This is a genomic window from Capillimicrobium parvum (assembly GCF_021172045.1).
Lineage (GTDB): Bacteria > Actinomycetota > Thermoleophilia > Solirubrobacterales > Solirubrobacteraceae > Capillimicrobium > Capillimicrobium parvum.
Genome location: NZ_CP087164.1, coordinates 84,621 through 99,867, shown reverse-complemented (window position 1 = coordinate 99,867; position 15,247 = coordinate 84,621). Strand labels below are relative to the sequence as shown.

Here is a 15,247-nt window from a genome sequence, read left to right as displayed (position 1 = left end):
TCATGGACGTCTCCGAGTACATGCCGATGTTCCTGGCCGAGGCGCGCGAGCACCTCCAGGAGCTCAACCTTGCCGTCGTCCGGATCGAGGAGACCCCCGACGATCAGGAGACCGTCAACGAGATCTTCCGCATCGCCCACTCCATGAAGGGCATGAGCGCCACGATGGGCTTCGCCCGGATGGCGGCGCTCACGCATCGGATGGAGGACGTGTTCGAGCTGCTGCGCCAGCGCACCGGCGGCCTGCCGCGCGACGCGATCGACGTGCTGCTCGAGTGCCTCGACGTGCTCGAGGAGCAGGTCGGCAAGATCGAGCAGACCGGCGCCGAGGACCTTGCGCCCGCGGCGCTCATCGAGCGGCTGCAGAGCCTCGTCCGCGAGCGCACGCCGGAGCAGAAGCACCACCGCAAGGGCGGCCCGGTGGGGTGGGTGGAACGGATTCCGCCGGAGGTGGTGGCCGAGCGCGCCGGCGGGCGGCGCATCGTGCACGTCGAGGTCGCCCTCGGCGACGAGTGCTCCATGCCCTCCGTGCGGGCGTTCATGGTCCTCAACGCCCTGGGCGAGCAGGGCTCGGTCCTCGCCTCGTTCCCGGCCGTCGACAAGGTCGACGCGTTCGACGGGGGCGTCGTGGAGGCATGGCTGGCCGCCGAGGCCGACGACGACGCAGTCCACGCCGCGGCGACGAACGTCGCCGACGTCGCCGCCGCGACCGTCGACGAGCTCAGCGACGAGGACTTCGGCGCGGAGCCCGCCGTCGAGGGCGAGGGCGAGGCGGTCGCCGCCGCGCCCGCGGCCAAGGCCGAGCGCGGCACCGGCGCGGCACCGCGCGGCAAGGCGACGACCACCAGCGTCCGCGTCGACGCCGCCCGCCTCGACCAGCTCATGCACTTCATGGGCGAGCTCGTCGTGCACCGCACGCACGTCGAGTCGCTCGCCGGCCAGGCCGACGTGCCGGGGCTGTCGCAGGCGATGGCCGACCTCTCGCGCGCCTCGCAGTCGCTGCAGTCGATGGTGATGCAGGTCCGGATGATCCCGGTGGAGGCCGTCTTCCTGCGCTTCCCGCGCCTGGTGCGCGACCTGTCGGGCAAGCTCGGCAAGCAGGTCGAGCTCAAGCTCGTCGGACAGGACACCGAGCTCGACCGCACCGTCGTCGACGCCCTCGGCGACCCGCTCGTCCACCTCGTGCGCAACGCGCTCGACCACGGTCTCGAGCCGGCCGCCGACCGCGAGGTGGCGGGCAAGCCCGCCACGGCCACGCTCGAGATCTCCGCCAAGCACATGGGCGGCAACGTCGTCATCAGCGTGCGCGACGACGGGCGCGGCATCGACCCGGCCAAGGTCGCCGCCAAGGCCGTCGAGCGGGGGCTGCTGACGCCCGAGCAGGCCGACTCGGTCGACCAGGCGCGCGCCGCGGAGCTGTTGTTCACGGCCGGCTTCTCGACCGCCGAGACCACGAGCGACATCTCGGGACGCGGCGTCGGCATGGACGCGGTCCGCACGACCATCCGGGAGCTCGGCGGCGACGTCGGCTTCATCTCCGAGATGGGCGTCGGCACCACCGCGCAGATCCGCCTGCCGCTGACCCTGGCGATCATGGCGGCGCTGCTCATCGAGATCGACGGCGACCCGTTCGCCGTGCCGCTGGAGCGCGTGGAGCGCACGATCCGCCTGGAGGACCACACGGTCCGCTCCGCGGCGGGCTCGCGGATGCTCGTCATGCGCGACGACGTCTTCCCGCTGCTCGACGGCGGCGAGACGCTCGGCCGCGGCCGCGCGTCCGACGGGGAGCACGCCGTGATCGTGACCTCCGGTGAGCGCTCAATGGCGCTGGCCGTCAACAAGCTGATCGGCCAGCGGGAGCTCGTCACCCGTCCGCTGCCGCCCGACGTCTCCGACAGCGCGGCCGTCTCCGGCGGGGCCGTGCTGTCCAGCGGCGACATCGCCCTGATCGTCGACTGCGATGCCCTGCACCCGTCCGCCGGCCTCGCCGCCGCCTAGCCCCAAGGACCCTGACCCCCATGACCTCACCGCCCCAGTACACGGACATGCAGCTCGACGCGCTGCGCGAGCTGGCCAACATCGGCTCCGGCAACGCCGGCACCGCCCTGTCGGGCATGCTCGGCCAGCCGGTCGACATCAACGTGCCCGCCGCCGCCGCGCTGCCGCTCGCCGACGCGGTCGAGGCCGCCGGCGAACCGGCGACGCTGGCCACCGGCGTCGTCCTGCCGATCTTCGGCGACCTCGACGCGACGGTGCTGCTGCTCTTCCCGCCCGACGACGAGGCGACGCTGTGCTCGCTGCTCGGCGTCGAGCCGGGCACGGAGGACGGCCGCTCCGCCCTGGGCGAGATCGGCAACATCCTCGGCTGCTCGTACGTCAACTCGCTCGCCGCGATGACCGGCCTCGAGCTGGAGCCGCGACCGCCGGAGACCGTCGCGGACATGGTCGGGGCGATCCTCGCCACGGTGCTCGCCACGCAGGCGGACCAGACGAACCTGGCGCTGCTCATGGACTCCCGGCTCATCGTCGAGGGCCAGCAGTGCGAGCTGACGTTCCTCATGCTCCCGAGCCACGACGGGATCGGCGAGCTGCTCACGCGGCTGGGGCTGGGGTAGTCGATCGTGAGGCCCAGCGGGTCGGCGCACACCAGCGTCCCGGAGCGATGGGTGGCGTCACCGTGATCGTGTCCGAGCTCATGGTGCGGATGGGCGAGCTGGCCGCGTCGGCGACGCCCGGCGAGGTGCTCGTGACCATCGGCCTGGGATCGTGCGTCGGCGTCGCGCTGTTCGACGTGCGCCGGCCGATCGTCGGCCTCGCGCACGTCATGCTGCCCACTGGCGACGCGACCGGCGCCCCGGCGAAGTTCGCCGATACCGGCGTGCCGCTGCTCGCGCAGCGCGTGAAGGCGCTCGGCGCCGCGCGCCTGGAGGCGGTCATCGTCGGCGGCGCGCAGATGTTCACGTTCAGCGGCGAGGGCGGTGCCACCATCGGCGCGCGCAACGAAGCGGCGGTGCGCGAGCAGCTCGACCGTCTCTCGATCCCGATCCGCCACGCGAAGACCGGCGGCAGCCGGGGCCGCACCGTCCGCGTGCACGTCGAGGGCGTGCGCGTCACCGTCCGCGAGGTCGCGGCCACGGAGGAGCAGGTGTACGGGCGATGAGACGCCGCGCGGCCTCATCCACGACGATCTCGACCCTGAGGGAGGCGACTCGATGAGCGGGGATCTGCTCAACGAGGACCAGATCGCCAGGCTGTTCGACCAGGCGGCGAAGGGCAGGCTGAAGACCGAGGTCCAGATCGCATCGCACCCGACGCGGCGCGCGCGCGGGCTGCGGACCATCGACTTCCAGCACCCGACGAAGTTCACCGCCGACCAGGAGCGGCGCATCAAGCGCGCGCTCGAGCAGTTCTGCCGCACGGCGAACCGCCGGCTGTCGGCCGAGCTGCGCGTCGACGTGGAGATCGAGGTCATCGACGTCATGCAGCTCACGTGGTTCAACGCACACGCGCAGATCCCGTACGACTCGGTCTGCGGCGTCATCGACGGCGGGGACGCCAGCGAGGCGCGCATGCTGCTCAGCGCCGAGCAGTCGCTCGTCGTCAACTTCGTCGAGCGCCTCCTCGGCGGCACGCAGACCGCGCGCGAGCGCAAGCTCACCGACATCGACCTCGTCGTCGCCCGGCGCTTCTTCCATGCGCTCACGGAGGAGCTGTCGCTCGTGTGGGAGGAGCTGTCGCGCACCGAGCTCGAGCTGCTGCGCCTGGACTCCCAGCCGGAGTCGGCGAACGTCGCCAACGCGAGCGAGCCGACGCTGGCGCTCGTCATGGAGGGCAAGCTGGAGAAGCTGTCGTCGACCGTCGTGCTGCTCGTGCCGTACCGCTCGGCGGGCGGCGTGGCCAGCGCGTTCGGCCACGAGGACGACGCCGCGCGCGACCCGCGGATCGCCGAGGCGGTCGACGCGGCGCTGCGCGAGGTCTCGGTGCCCGTCCGGGCCGAGGTCGCCGCGACGACCCTGCGCCTCGACGAGGTGCTGGCGCTGCGCCCCGGCGACGTCGTGACGTTCGACACGCCCGTGGAGCGCGGCATGACGCTCATGGCCGACCAGGTGCCGGTACATCGCGTCCAGCCCGGCCGCTGCGGCCGCTGGCGCGCCGTGCAGGTGGCCGAGACCCTGAGGGAGGCAGCTCGATGAGCGGCACCGCCGACGACGCCCTGCTGCAGATCGGCGGGTCCACCACGGAAGCGGTGGCCGGCGTGCTGCGCATCTTCTGCCCCGAGGACGGCCAGATCGTGGACGGCCTGGTCGCCGCCGTGCCTCCGGGCACCCATCCCATGGAGGGCATCCCGACCCCCTCGGTCGCCACCGGCGTCTCCTACGTCGACGGCGTCACCGGCGGCAACGTCTTCGTGATGACGATCAGGGGCGCGCGCCGGCTGGCCGCGTCGATGATGGGCGCCGAGCTGCCCGACGACGACGCCGAGCTCACCGACCTCGACCTGTCGGCGATGGGCGAGGCCATGAACCAGATGATGTCGTCGGCGGCGATGGCGACCAGCAAGGTGCTCGGCAAGGAAGTCGAGATCGCGCCACCCGAGATCCACCGGCTCACCGACGCGACGGCCGCGGTCGAGGCGTTCGACACGACGCCGCACGCCATCACCGCCCAGTTCTCGGTGCTCGGCGAGCCGTGCCGGCTCGTGCAGTTCATCCCGAACGCGTTCATCGTGCGCATGAACCGCGCGCTCAGCGAGCTGGCGACGGAGTACGCGTCCGAATACCAGGACGGCCCGCTGAGCCCGCTCGTGCAGGACATGCCGCTGCGTGTCTGGGCCGAGCTCGGGCGCGTGCGGATGCCGCTCAGCAGCCTGGTCGGGCTGCCGGTCGGCGCGGTGGTCGAGCTCGACCGCGAGGTCGAGGACCCGATCGACCTGTTCGTCGACGACCTGCGCTTCGCGACCGGCCGCCTGCTCGTCACCGACGAGAACGAGTGGGCCGTGCGCATCGAGTCCGTGCACGGTGTGCGCGGCGCCGGCGGCCCTCCCGAGCCGCCACGACTCGCTTGCCCCTCCCCCTCGATCCACCCTTCACCAACAACCACAGAAGGAGACTGACCCATGGCCCGTGTCCTCGTGGTCGACGACGCAGCGTTCATGCGCAAGATGGTCACCGACGCCCTCACCAAGGGCGGCCACGACGTGGTCGGCGAAGCCGGCAACGGCGCGGAGGCCGTCGACCGCTGGCAGGAACTGCGTCCCGACCTCACCACCCTGGACATCACGATGCCGGAGAAGGACGGCCTCGCCGCGCTGCGGGAGATCATCACGATCGACCCTGCCGCCCGCGTGATCATGTGCTCCGCCCTCGGGCAGGAGAGCAAGGTCCTCGAGTCGATCAAGCTCGGCGCCAAGGACTTCGTCGTCAAGCCGTTCCAGCCCGACCGCGTCCTCGACGCCGTCGCCAAGGCCCTCGCGTAGAGACCGCCTCGGGGCCCGCCTCCCCGCGGGAGCGACCTATCCGGCGTGCGGGATCGGCGTCGCCTGCTGGGCGGCCAGGTCGCGGCCGAGCACCCACCCGGCGTAGGCGAACTCCTTCTCGCGCAGCGCCTCGTTGAAGGCGGGCAGCGCGGCGCCGGTCACCGTGCCGCCGTGCATGGCGTGCACCCAGTCGGGCGCGAGCCGCTCCACGCGCTCGGACACCGACCGGACCGGGTTCTCGTGGGCGAAGATGCCGACCGCGCGGTACGTCGCGATCATCTCCTCGGAGAGGTTCTCGTCGACGACGGGCGGCAGCTCGCCCGGCTGCAGGTACAGATCCGACGGGAAGAGGCTGTTCGTGGTCTCCTCGACGACCATCATCGAGTCCCAGTGGTGGACGTGCGGGGTCTCCCAGAAGCGCAGCTTGTGGCGGCCGAGGTCGAGCGTCTCGCCGTCGGTGAAGCCGCGGACGCGCTCGTGCACGCCGAAGCCGCGGGCGTTGAGCGCGATCGACAGCGCGGACCCGACCAGCTCGCAGCCCTTGGCCTCGGCCATGAAGCGGTCCATCCCGCCGTTCTCGTCGCCCTCCCAGTGCAGCAGGATGATGTTCGCCAGCGTCGCCGGATCGAGGACCTCCGAGATCGCCTTGCGGATCCCGTCGTAGCGGTCGTACTCGCCGGTGTGCACGAGCGTCGGCCGCTCGTCGTCGATGAGGAACTGGTTGAACGTGAGCCGGTACTCGGGGACCCACGTGGAGATCCGGTAGATGCCGCCGGTGATGTGGTCGATCCGCGTGCTCACGACGTCCTCCAGGCGTTTGGCTGAACAGTGCTGTGCAGCGATTCATACCGGAGCCGTGCGTGCGCTGTCAAGTTTCGGGGTACACTCCTGTGCAGTGACAACGACGCGCAGGTACGAGCTCCGCAAGCGGGCCGAGCGCCAGCAGGAGACCAGGCGGCGGATCGTCGAGGCGACGGTCGCGCTGCACTCCGAGCTGGGGCCGGCGCGCACCAGCGTCAGCGCGATCGCCGAGCGCGCGCGCGTGCAGCGCCACACCGTGTACAGCCACTTCCCGGACGAGCGCGAGCTCGTCATGGCCTGCTCGGGCCTGCATCTGCAACGACGGCCGCTGCCCGACCCCGAGCCGCTGCTGGACGTCGACGACCCCCTGGAGCGCGTGCAACGGGCGGTCGCGCTCCTGTACGCCTACTACGCCGAGAACGAGGGGCTGCTCGCCAACATCATGCGCGACATCGAGGACCACGAGACGACCCAGTGGGTCGTCGGGGTCCGCATCGCGCCCGTGCTGGGCCGCATGCACGAGATCCTGGTCGCCGGATTCCGCGCGCGCGGGCGACGGCGCGAGCGCGTCGCGGCGGCCGTCGCGGTGGCGCTCGACTTCCACACGTGGCGGACCCTGCACCGCGCCGGGCTCGACGCGACCGCGGCGGCGCAGACGGCGACCGCGATGACCCGTTGCCAGTGAGCCCGGAGCCCGAACGCCTCAGCCCCGCCCTGCGCGCCGTCAGCGACGCGGTCCTGGCGGTCGCCGCCCAACGCTCGGTCGAAGAGGTGCTCCAGGAGCTCGTGGACCGCGCGCGCGAGCTGGCCGGCGCGCGCTACGCGGCGCTCGGCATCCCCGACGGCGACGGCGGCTTCAGCGCATTCCTCGTCTCCGGGATGAGCGACGAGCTGGTCGCGTCCCTCGGGCCGCTGCCACGAACGCACGGGGTGCTCGGGGCGATGCTCGAGACCGACGTGCCGGTGCGGATGGCGGACATGCACGCCCACCCGCGCTTCCGCGGCTGGTGGCCGCGCGGCCACCCCGACATGCGCTCGTACCTCGGCGTGCCGATCGTCGCGCCCGACGGCGTGATCGGCGCCTTCTACCTCACGGAGAAGGAGGGCGCCGGGACGTTCGGCGCCGCCGACCAGGAGCTCCTGGAGCTCCTCGCCGCGCACGCCGCGATCGCGATCACGAACGCGCGGCTGCTCGAGCGCAGCCGCGAGCTGTCGATCGTCTCCGAGCGCAACCGGCTCGCCCTCGAGCTGCACGACGCGGTCAGCCAGAAGCTCTTCAGCGTCGTGCTCAGCGCCGAGGCGGCGGCCACGCTCGTGGAGCGCGACCCGGCGGCGGCGGGCGAGCGGGTCGCGCGGACGGGCGAGCTGGCCCGCGAGGCGCTCGACGAGCTGCGCGACCTCGTCGGCGAGCTGCGCCCGCCGGACCTCGAACGCGACGGCCTGGCCGCCGTGCTGCGCAAGCACGTCGCGGTCCTGCGCAGCGTCCACGACATCTCGATCGGCCTGGAGGTCGATCTGGCCGACGCGGCGGGCGACGTCGACCCGCGGCGCGACCGCGAGCTGCTGCGGATCGCCCAGGAGGCGCTGCACAACGCGCTGCGCCACGCGGGCGCCCGCGAGATCGGCGTGCGCGTCGCCGGCGCGGACGGCGGGCTGGTGCTCGAGATCCACGACGACGGCGCCGGCTTCGATCCCGCCGATCCCGAGCTGCGCTCGCGGCGCCTCGGGCTGACGTCGATGGAGGAGCGCGCCGCGCGGCTCGGGGGCCGCCTCGCGATCCGGTCGAGTCCCGGCGCCGGCACGACGGTCCGGCTGGAGGTAGGCGGCGCTGGCTGAGCCCCCGATCCGGGTGCTGCTCGCCGACGACCACGCCGTCGTGCGCGAGGGGCTGCGGGCCTTCCTCGAGCTGCAGGACGGCATGGAGGTCGCGGGCGAGGCGGCCGACGGCGCCGCGGCGGTCGACGCCGTCGCGCAGCTCGCGCCCGACGTCGTGCTCATGGACCTCGTCATGCCCGGGCTCGATGGGGTGGGCGCGATGCGCGAGCTGCGCCGGCGCGGCTCGGCGGCGCGCGTGATCGTCCTGACGAGCTTCGCCGACGACGAACGGCTCCTCCCGGCGATCCGCGCCGGCGCGGCCGGGTACCTGCTCAAGAACGTCGAGCCGTCGGAGCTCGCGCGCGCGATCCGGGCGGCCCACGCGGGCGAGGCGCTCCTGGATCCGGTGGTGGCCGCCCGCCTCGTCGACGCGCTGGCGACGCCTTCCGGCGAAGGCCGGGACGACGCCGGGCACGACGGTCTGACCGCGCGCGAGCGCGAGGTGCTCGAGCTGATCGTCGCCGGGGAGTCCAACAAGCGGATCGCCCGGGCGCTGGGCATCTCGGAGAAGACGGTCAAGACGCACGTCGGCCATGTGCTCGCCAAGCTCGGCGTCACCGACCGCACGCAGGCCGCCGTGCACGCGCTCCAGTCCGGGCTGGTCGGCCGAAGGTCCTAGGACCAATTCCGTCTGGCGGCTGGGACCGCGCCGGGCGTACCGTCGCGGCCATGTCCACCGCCATCATCACCGGCGCCTCCCGAGGGCTCGGGCTGGCGCTCGCCCGCGCGCTGGCCGGCCCGGACCGGCGCCTGATCATCGACGCCCGGGGCGCCGCGGAGCTCGAGCGCGCCGCGCGCGAGCTCGGCCGCCAGGGCGACGTCGTCGCGCTCGCCGGCGACGTCGCCGACCCCGCCCACCGCCGCGCGCTCGTCGCGGCCGCCGGCGACCGCGTCGACCTGCTCGTCAACAACGCCTCCGTGCTCGGCCCCAGCCCGCAGCCGTCGCTCGCCGGCTACCCGCTCGACGAGCTGCAGCGCGTCATGCGCGTCAACGTCCTGGCGCCGCTCGCGCTGATCCAGCTGGCGCTGCCGCGCATGGCGCCGGGCGCGGCGATCGTGAACGTCACCTCCGACGCCGCGGTCGAGCCCTACCCCGGCTGGGGCGGCTACGGCTCCGCGAAGGCCGCGCTCGAGCAGCTCGGCGCGGTCCTCGCCGCCGAGCACCCGCAGCTGCGGATCCTGACCGTCGATCCCGGCGACATGCGCACGCGCATGCACCAGGAGGCGTTCCCCGGCGAGGACATCTCCGACCGCCCGCCGCCGGAGGCCAGCGTGCCGGGACTGCTCGCGCTCATCGGGGGGACCCAGCCGAGCGGGCGCTACGTCGCGCGCGACGTCGCCGTGACGGTGACGGCATGACCGCCCTGGCGGCGCCCGCGTTCGAGCTGCCCGCGGGCCTGGAGGCGCACGAGCCGCCCGAGGCCCGGGGCATCGCGCGCGACGGCGTTCGCCTCATGGTCGCCACCTCAGGCGACGGCGAGGTCACGCACGCCCGCTTCCACGACCTCCCGGATCTGCTGGCGCCGGGCGACCTGCTCGTCGTCAACGACTCGGCGACGGTCCCGGCGGCCATCCACGCCGAGCGCGCGGACGGGACCGCCCTCGAGGTGCGCTTCAGCACGCCCGCGCCGCCGGCCCTCGCGCCATCGGCCCCCGCGCCATCGCCCCCCGCGCCGTCGGCCCTCGCGCCGGCCGGCGAGTCGCGCTTTGGCCTCGCTGAACGAGGTCAGAGCGCACCTCACGCCGGCGATGCGTGGTGGATCGTCGAGCTGCGCACCGCGGACGGCCTGCGCCGCATGCGCGGGCACGCCGGCGAACGCCTCGCGCTGAACGGCGGCGCGCGGATCGAGCTGGCCGCCGCCTACGCGTCGAGCGCCCGGCTCTGGCTCGCGCGCATCGACGCGGACCGGCCGCTGGGCGACCACCTTGCCCGCCACGGCCACCCGATCCGCTACGCGCACGTCCACGGTCATTGGCCGCTCTCCGCGTACCAGACCGCGTTCGCGCGCCGACCGGGCAGCGCCGAGATGCCGAGCGCCGGGCGGCCGTTCACCCCGGCGCTGCTGACCCGCCTGCTCGGCGCGGGCGTGCTCGTCGCGCCGCTCACGCTGCACGCCGGCGTCTCCTCGCTCGAGCGCGGCGAGGCGCCCTACCCGGAACGCTACGCCGTACCGGCCGCGACGGCCCGCGCGGTCGAGGCCGTGCGGGGCTGGGGCGGCCGGGTGGTCGCGGTCGGCACGACCGTGGTGCGCGCGCTGGAGAGCGCCGCGGACGAGGACGGGGCCGTGCACGCGGCGGCCGGCTGGACCGGCCTGCACGTCACGCCCGACCGCGGCGTGCGCGCGGTCGACGGCCTGATCACCGGCTGGCACGATCCCGACGCGTCGCACCTGCACATGCTCGAGGCGATCGCCGGCGGCCCGCTGCTCGCCGAAAGCTACGCCGAGGCGCGCGCCGCGGGCTACCTCTGGCACGAGTTCGGCGACAGCCACCTCATCCTGCGCTGAACGCCACCCTCATCTTCCGCTGAACGCGGGTGCGGCAGCGCGGGCACGGAGCCCCACCGAACCCCCGCCGGCGCTTGGGGCCGGCTTACCGGCCCCAAGCGCTCAGGAAGGCCGGCCGCGAGAGTCGGGAAGCGCGATGACCTCGAGCTCCTCCGCGCGCGCGGCCGCGGCGAGGGGCCGGTCTGCCGTGGCGACCGCACGGCCGCTGATCTGCGCGGATGCGAGCAGGACGCAGTCGGCGAGGCTCAGCGCGGCGCGCGTCCGGTGGTAGCGGCGCGCGCGCAGCCGAGCCGCCGCGCGGGCCGTCGGCTCATCCACGTCGACGATCGTGACGATGCCCTGCAGGAGGGGGACGGTGAGGGTGTCGAGAGCGGTCAAGCGCCGGCGCGGCGCCGTCCGGCCGCGATCTCGTCGTCGCGTGCGGCACGCCGCAGCGCGTCGGTGCTCGATGCCGACTCGCGCGCGAGTGCGCCGCGCGCCGCGGCGATCGGGTCGTCGGGGGCCGGCGACAGGACGATGCGATCCCCGAGATCCTCGAGCGCGAAGGTCGAGGTCCCCCAGCGCCGGCGGATCTCCGCAGGGACCGAGATCTGGCCTCCCCGCGTGACCTTCAACGTTCTCATGTGCATGAATTTTGCCACGCACATGACCGACACACGACCATTGCTTTGCTACGCGGCCTCGGCGGCGGGATCTGCCTCGCCGCCGTCCTCCTCGCCCATGGCCTTGACCTCGGTGATGCGCAGGCCGAAGTCGTCGTCGATGACGACGACCTCGCCGCGCGCCACCTGCTTGCCGTTGACGAGGAGGTCGACCGGCTCGCGGGCGCTGCGCGACAGCGCGACGACGGACCCCGGGCCCAGGGCGAGCGCCTGGCCGAGGGTCATGCGAGTGCGGCCGACCTCGACGGACAGCTCCACGGTGACGTCCTGGAGGCGACCGAGGTCGCCGGCCGCGGCCGGTTCGATATCGGCGGGGGCGAAGGGGGTGAGCTCGAGCTCCTCGGACATGGTGGGTGCTGCTCCTTCGCTACTGGACGGTGACGTCGGTGAACAGGACGTCGTCGGCGTGCACGTCGGTCTCCGCGTGGAGCTTCGCGAGGATGTGCTTCTTGAGCTCGCGGCGACCCTTGCCGGACGTGAGCTCGGAGGCCGAGACGTCGGTGATCTCGTTGGTGACGATGTCGCGCACGAGCGCCTCCTGCGGCAGCGCTCCGTAGCCCTCGGGCGGCTCGGCCGCCGCCGCGTGGCCGCCGGCGGCGGGGGCGGAGGTCTCGCCGTGGGCCATCACGAGGCCGACGCCGAGCTTCGCGTAGCGGCCGTCGGCGAGGTTGACGAGGAACTCCTTGGGCAGGACGTAGACCTCGCCGGCCACCTTCGGCTTCGGCACCGGCTTCGGCTTGGCCAGCACGAACTTGTAGGCGCCCCCGAGCACGACCAGCAGGACGACGGGGACGATGAACTTCAGCTTCGACTTCATTGGTGTGTCTCCTGGGGGCCGATCTGAGGCTCGGACGGGCCGATCTGCGGCGCGGCGGCGTCGGCGGTCGGCGACGAGGCCCGCCGCGGCAGCACGATCTGGACGCGCCGGTTGCGTGAGCGCCCGGCGTCGGTGGCGTTGCTGGCGACGGGGTCGAGGTCGGCGCGGCCGGCCGCGGTGAGCCGCGTCGCCGCGACCTCGGCGCTCATGAGCGCGCGGACGACCGTCGAGGCGCGGGCCGTGGAGAGCTCCCAGTTGCTGGGATACGTCGAGCTGCGGATCGGCACGGTGTCCGTGTAGCCCTCGACGACGACCTGATGGGAGTCCTCCTGGCGCAGGACGCCGCCGATCGACCGCAGCAGCGTCGCGCCGTCGGGACGCAGGGCCGCCTGGCCGCTGTCGAAGAGCAGCTTGTCGGTGAGGATCGTGATGACGAGGCCGCGACGCTCGACGCGGGTCTGCAGCTTGTCGGTCAGCCCGCGCCTGCGCGCCTCGGCGTCGACGCGCCGCTTGAGCTGCTGGAGGTCGGCGTTCTCCTCGGCCGCCGCGCGCTCGGCCTCCGGCGACGACGCGTTGCTCGTCCCCGACCCGGCCGGCAGCACCTTCGTGATGGCCGCCGACGGAGCGCCGTCGATGATCGAATCGCTGCCGGGCAGGACCTTGCCCGAGAACGCCTCCGACAGCGAGTCCTTCAGCGCGGAGTACTTCGACGTGTTCACGTTCGCCATCGCGAACATCACGATGAACAGGGCCATCAGCAGGGTGACCATGTCCGCGTAGCTGACGAGCCACCGCTCGTCCGGGTGCTCGGACTCGTGGTCTGCCCGCTTGCGCCGTCCGCCATGACCGGCCATGTCAGCGTTCCGTCTCGTAGCCGTCGGTTTGAAAGGGCGCCCAGCGGCGCCGCCGGCCAAGGACGCAGACCTGAAGGAATCCCCCTGGGATCTCGAAGGTCGAGGACGCCGGATGGCGGTGATCGATGGGGGTCATTCTCGGGCCGAGGGTTGCGGGATGAAGCGCTCACGCGGCCTGGGCTTCGCCGGGCGGGTCGGCGAGGCGCAGGTTCGGGCCGGACGGCTCGCGGGCGGCCTCGCGATCGGCCGGCGGCAGGTAGGTCAGCAGCTTCTCGGTGACGATCCGCGGGTTGTCGCCGGCCTGGATGGCGAGGATGCCCTCGAGGACCATCGTGCGCATCGCGGCCTCCTGCCCGGAGAGCTTCTTCAGGCGGTTGCCGACCGGCAGGTAGACGATGTTCGCGGTGCCGACGCCGAGCAGCGTGGCGATGAACGCGCCGGAGATCGCCGGACCGAGGCTGCCTGGGTCCGACAGGTTGCCGAGCACGTGGATGAGGCTGAGGACGGTGCCGATGATGCCGATCGTCGGCGCGAAGCCGCCGGCCTTCTCGAAGGCGTCGTAGCCCGACTTGTGGCGGGCCTCCATGCCGTCGATCTCGCCCTCGAGGACCTCACGGACGAGCTCGGGTTCGGTGCCGTCGACGACCAGCTGGAGCCCGCTGCGCATGTACGCGTCCTCGACGTTCTCGAGCTCCCCCTCGAGCGCGAGCAGGCCCTCCTTGCGCGCCCGCTCCGCGAGGCCGACGAGCTCCCGCACGCGGCCGGGGAGGTCGAGCTCGGGCGGGCTCATCGCCAGCTTGTAGCCGGGGGCGATCGACTTGACGCCCTCCATGCCGCAGGCGGCCATGGTGGCGCCGAAGGTCCCGCCGAGGACGATCAGCAGAGCCGGGGGCTGGATGACCGCCGTGACCGCGGTCCCCTCGATGGTCGCCCCGCCGGCCAGGCCGACGAGGGCGATGACGAGCCCGATGACGGTTGCCGCCTTCATGTCCCTGTCATCGGCACGGCCGGGCGGGTCTTCAGCCGGCCGGTGGACGGAGCGTGGACGCCGTCACGGCTTGACGAGGCGCAGCGCCCCGGCGGCGATCTGGACGCGCCAGTCGTGCGCCTTGGCGACGACCTCGTCGACGGTCTCGGCGACCGCGATGCGCGCGCCCGTCGTGAGGTGCAGCATCGTGTCCGGGTGCGCATCGACGGTGGCGATGAGGTCGGGGTTGAGATGGAACGGCTCCCGGTCGTGCGAGAGCTTGTGCAGTCGGATCATGGGTGTCTCCTGGCGTCCGGCCGCGCGCCGGCGGGACGGGACCCTCCGCCCCGTCCCGCCTCACGCGACCGTCGACCGCGGCGGCCCGTCGGCCTACCGGTTGAGGTTGACGAGGTCCTGAAGCATCTGGTCGCCGGTCGAGATGACCCGCGAGTTGGCCTGGAAGCCACGCTGCGCGACGATCATGTTCGTGAACTCGGTGGCGAGGTCCACGTTGGACATCTCCACCGAGCCGCCCATCGCGGAGCCGTACCCGTTGGCGCCCGGCGTGCCCACCGTCTCGATGCCGCTCGACCCGTTCGCGCGGAAGCGGTTGCCCGAGGCATGCTCGAGCGCCTGGTCGTTGGGGAACTTCGCCAGCGAGACGTAGCCGGCGGTCGCGCGGCCGTTGACCACGGGCGGCAGCGGCGCCGGGGGCGCGTAGGCGGCCGGCGGGATGAAGCTCACCGCGCCGTCGGACCCGACGGTGACGTCGGTCGCGCCGGCCGGGATGTTGATGAGGACGTCGACGCCCGCGGCGGTCGGGTTGCTGCGGCCGACGACGTAGTAGCCGTCCTGCGTCGTCACGAAGCCGTCGTTGTTGCGGATGAAGTTGCCGGCGCGGGTGTAGTTGACGTCGGCGGCGGTGGGGACGCCGGTCAGCGGGTTCCCGACGGTCGGCGCCGCCGACGCCTGGCCGACGCGCATCCAGCCCTCGCCGGAGATCGCGACGTCCAGCGGGTTGCCGGTCGTCTGGATCGCGCCGCCGCCCATGCGGTTGGCGATCGCGCCGACCGTCACGCCCAGGCCGATCTGGGCCGAGTTGGACCCGCCGAAGCCGCCGGCGGTGTTGGCGGCCGAGCCGCCCCGCTGCATCTGCGACAGCGCATCCTGGAAGGACGTCGCGCTGGCCTTGAAGCCCAGGGTGTTGACGTTGGCCAGGTTGTTCGCGGTCACGTCCAGCATCGTCTGCTGGGCCTTGAGTCCGCTGATGGCGGAGAACATCGCTCGCA

General features: G+C 73.1%; 20 protein-coding genes. 11 read left to right on the top strand and 9 right to left on the bottom strand.

What is annotated here, in order from left to right:
* The first annotated feature begins 2 nt into the window (after window positions 1-2).
* The 6 genes from DSM104329_RS00500 to DSM104329_RS00475 are packed head-to-tail and all read left to right on the top strand — an operon-like array spanning window position 3 to window position 5,475.
* On the top strand, window positions 3-1,997 hold the full coding sequence (locus DSM104329_RS00500; RefSeq protein WP_259313430.1) for a chemotaxis protein CheA: 1,995 nt from the start codon (window positions 3-5) through the stop codon (window positions 1,995-1,997).
* A gap of 20 nt (window positions 1,998-2,017) precedes the next feature.
* On the top strand, window positions 2,018-2,614 hold the full coding sequence (locus DSM104329_RS00495) for a chemotaxis protein CheC (RefSeq protein WP_259313429.1): 597 nt from the start codon (window positions 2,018-2,020) through the stop codon (window positions 2,612-2,614).
* A 47-nt stretch (window positions 2,615-2,661) separates the two neighbouring features.
* The gene (locus tag DSM104329_RS00490) at window positions 2,662-3,159 is read left to right on the top strand and encodes a chemotaxis protein CheD (RefSeq protein ID WP_259313428.1); all 498 of its coding nucleotides are present in this window, start codon (window positions 2,662-2,664) and stop codon (window positions 3,157-3,159) included.
* Window positions 3,160-3,211: 52 nt separating this feature from the next.
* Window positions 3,212-4,192, top strand: coding sequence for a flagellar motor switch protein FliM (locus DSM104329_RS00485; protein ID WP_259313427.1), 981 nt, complete (start codon window positions 3,212-3,214; stop codon window positions 4,190-4,192).
* Window positions 4,189-5,112, top strand: a complete 924-nt coding sequence (locus DSM104329_RS00480) for a FliM/FliN family flagellar motor switch protein (protein WP_259313426.1) — start codon at window positions 4,189-4,191, stop codon at window positions 5,110-5,112. The genes DSM104329_RS00485 and DSM104329_RS00480 overlap by 4 nt, the downstream gene beginning before the upstream one ends.
* A gap of 3 nt (window positions 5,113-5,115) precedes the next feature.
* Window positions 5,116-5,475: a response regulator gene (locus DSM104329_RS00475; protein ID WP_259313425.1), complete on the top strand. Its 360-nt coding sequence runs from the start codon at window positions 5,116-5,118 to the stop codon at window positions 5,473-5,475.
* 36 nt (window positions 5,476-5,511) lie between these two features.
* Here the strand turns inward: DSM104329_RS00475 and DSM104329_RS00470 are convergent, their stop codons facing one another.
* Window positions 5,512-6,276 carry an oxygen-binding di-iron domain-containing protein gene (locus DSM104329_RS00470; protein WP_259313424.1) on the bottom strand — a complete coding sequence of 255 codons (765 nt, stop codon included), beginning with the start codon at window positions 6,274-6,276 and terminating at the stop codon, window positions 5,512-5,514.
* A gap of 94 nt (window positions 6,277-6,370) precedes the next feature.
* Between DSM104329_RS00470 and DSM104329_RS00465 the strand changes: the two genes are divergently transcribed.
* The 5 genes from DSM104329_RS00465 to DSM104329_RS00445 are packed head-to-tail and all read left to right on the top strand — an operon-like array spanning window position 6,371 to window position 10,658.
* Window positions 6,371-6,961: a TetR/AcrR family transcriptional regulator gene (locus DSM104329_RS00465; RefSeq protein ID WP_259313423.1), complete on the top strand. Its 591-nt coding sequence runs from the start codon at window positions 6,371-6,373 to the stop codon at window positions 6,959-6,961.
* Window positions 6,958-8,112, top strand: coding sequence for a GAF domain-containing sensor histidine kinase (locus DSM104329_RS00460; RefSeq protein ID WP_259313422.1), 1,155 nt, complete (start codon window positions 6,958-6,960; stop codon window positions 8,110-8,112). The genes DSM104329_RS00465 and DSM104329_RS00460 overlap by 4 nt, the downstream gene beginning before the upstream one ends.
* Before the next feature lie 13 nt (window positions 8,113-8,125).
* On the top strand, window positions 8,126-8,770 hold the full coding sequence (locus DSM104329_RS00455) for a response regulator (protein ID WP_259313421.1): 645 nt from the start codon (window positions 8,126-8,128) through the stop codon (window positions 8,768-8,770).
* A 50-nt stretch (window positions 8,771-8,820) separates the two neighbouring features.
* Window positions 8,821-9,510: an SDR family NAD(P)-dependent oxidoreductase gene (locus DSM104329_RS00450; protein WP_259313420.1), complete on the top strand. Its 690-nt coding sequence runs from the start codon at window positions 8,821-8,823 to the stop codon at window positions 9,508-9,510.
* Complete coding sequence (locus DSM104329_RS00445) at window positions 9,507-10,658, top strand: S-adenosylmethionine:tRNA ribosyltransferase-isomerase (protein ID WP_259313419.1); 1,152 nt, start codon at window positions 9,507-9,509, stop codon at window positions 10,656-10,658. Before DSM104329_RS00450 ends, DSM104329_RS00445 begins: the two co-directional genes overlap by 4 nt.
* A 102-nt stretch (window positions 10,659-10,760) precedes the next feature.
* On the opposite strand, the gene DSM104329_RS00440 is transcribed toward DSM104329_RS00445, so the two are convergent.
* The 8 genes from DSM104329_RS00440 to DSM104329_RS00405 form a co-directional block, all read right to left on the bottom strand.
* Window positions 10,761-11,036: a PIN domain-containing protein gene (locus DSM104329_RS00440; protein WP_259313418.1), complete on the bottom strand. Its 276-nt coding sequence runs from the start codon at window positions 11,034-11,036 to the stop codon at window positions 10,761-10,763.
* Window positions 11,033-11,281, bottom strand: a complete 249-nt coding sequence (locus tag DSM104329_RS00435; RefSeq protein ID WP_259313417.1) for an AbrB/MazE/SpoVT family DNA-binding domain-containing protein — start codon at window positions 11,279-11,281, stop codon at window positions 11,033-11,035. The genes DSM104329_RS00440 and DSM104329_RS00435 overlap by 4 nt, the downstream gene beginning before the upstream one ends.
* Before the next feature lie 48 nt (window positions 11,282-11,329).
* Window positions 11,330-11,668 carry a flagellar motor switch protein FliN gene (fliN, locus tag DSM104329_RS00430; RefSeq protein ID WP_259313416.1) on the bottom strand — a complete coding sequence of 113 codons (339 nt, stop codon included), beginning with the start codon at window positions 11,666-11,668 and terminating at the stop codon, window positions 11,330-11,332.
* A 19-nt stretch (window positions 11,669-11,687) separates the two neighbouring features.
* A complete protein-coding gene (locus DSM104329_RS00425) occupies window positions 11,688-12,137 on the bottom strand; it encodes a flagellar basal body-associated FliL family protein (protein WP_259313415.1) in 450 nt (149 codons plus the stop codon).
* Window positions 12,134-12,991: a flagellar motor protein MotB gene (locus tag DSM104329_RS00420; protein WP_259313414.1), complete on the bottom strand. Its 858-nt coding sequence runs from the start codon at window positions 12,989-12,991 to the stop codon at window positions 12,134-12,136. Before DSM104329_RS00420 ends, DSM104329_RS00425 begins: the two co-directional genes overlap by 4 nt.
* 166 nt (window positions 12,992-13,157) lie before the next feature.
* Window positions 13,158-13,979, bottom strand: coding sequence for a flagellar motor protein (locus DSM104329_RS00415; protein WP_259313413.1), 822 nt, complete (start codon window positions 13,977-13,979; stop codon window positions 13,158-13,160).
* A gap of 63 nt (window positions 13,980-14,042) precedes the next feature.
* Window positions 14,043-14,255, bottom strand: a complete 213-nt coding sequence (locus tag DSM104329_RS00410; RefSeq protein WP_259313412.1) for a flagellar FlbD family protein — start codon at window positions 14,253-14,255, stop codon at window positions 14,043-14,045.
* Between the two features lie 93 nt (window positions 14,256-14,348).
* Window positions 14,349-15,239, bottom strand: a complete 891-nt coding sequence (locus tag DSM104329_RS00405) for a flagellar hook-basal body complex protein (protein ID WP_259313411.1) — start codon at window positions 15,237-15,239, stop codon at window positions 14,349-14,351.
* Window positions 15,240-15,247 lie beyond the last annotated feature (8 nt).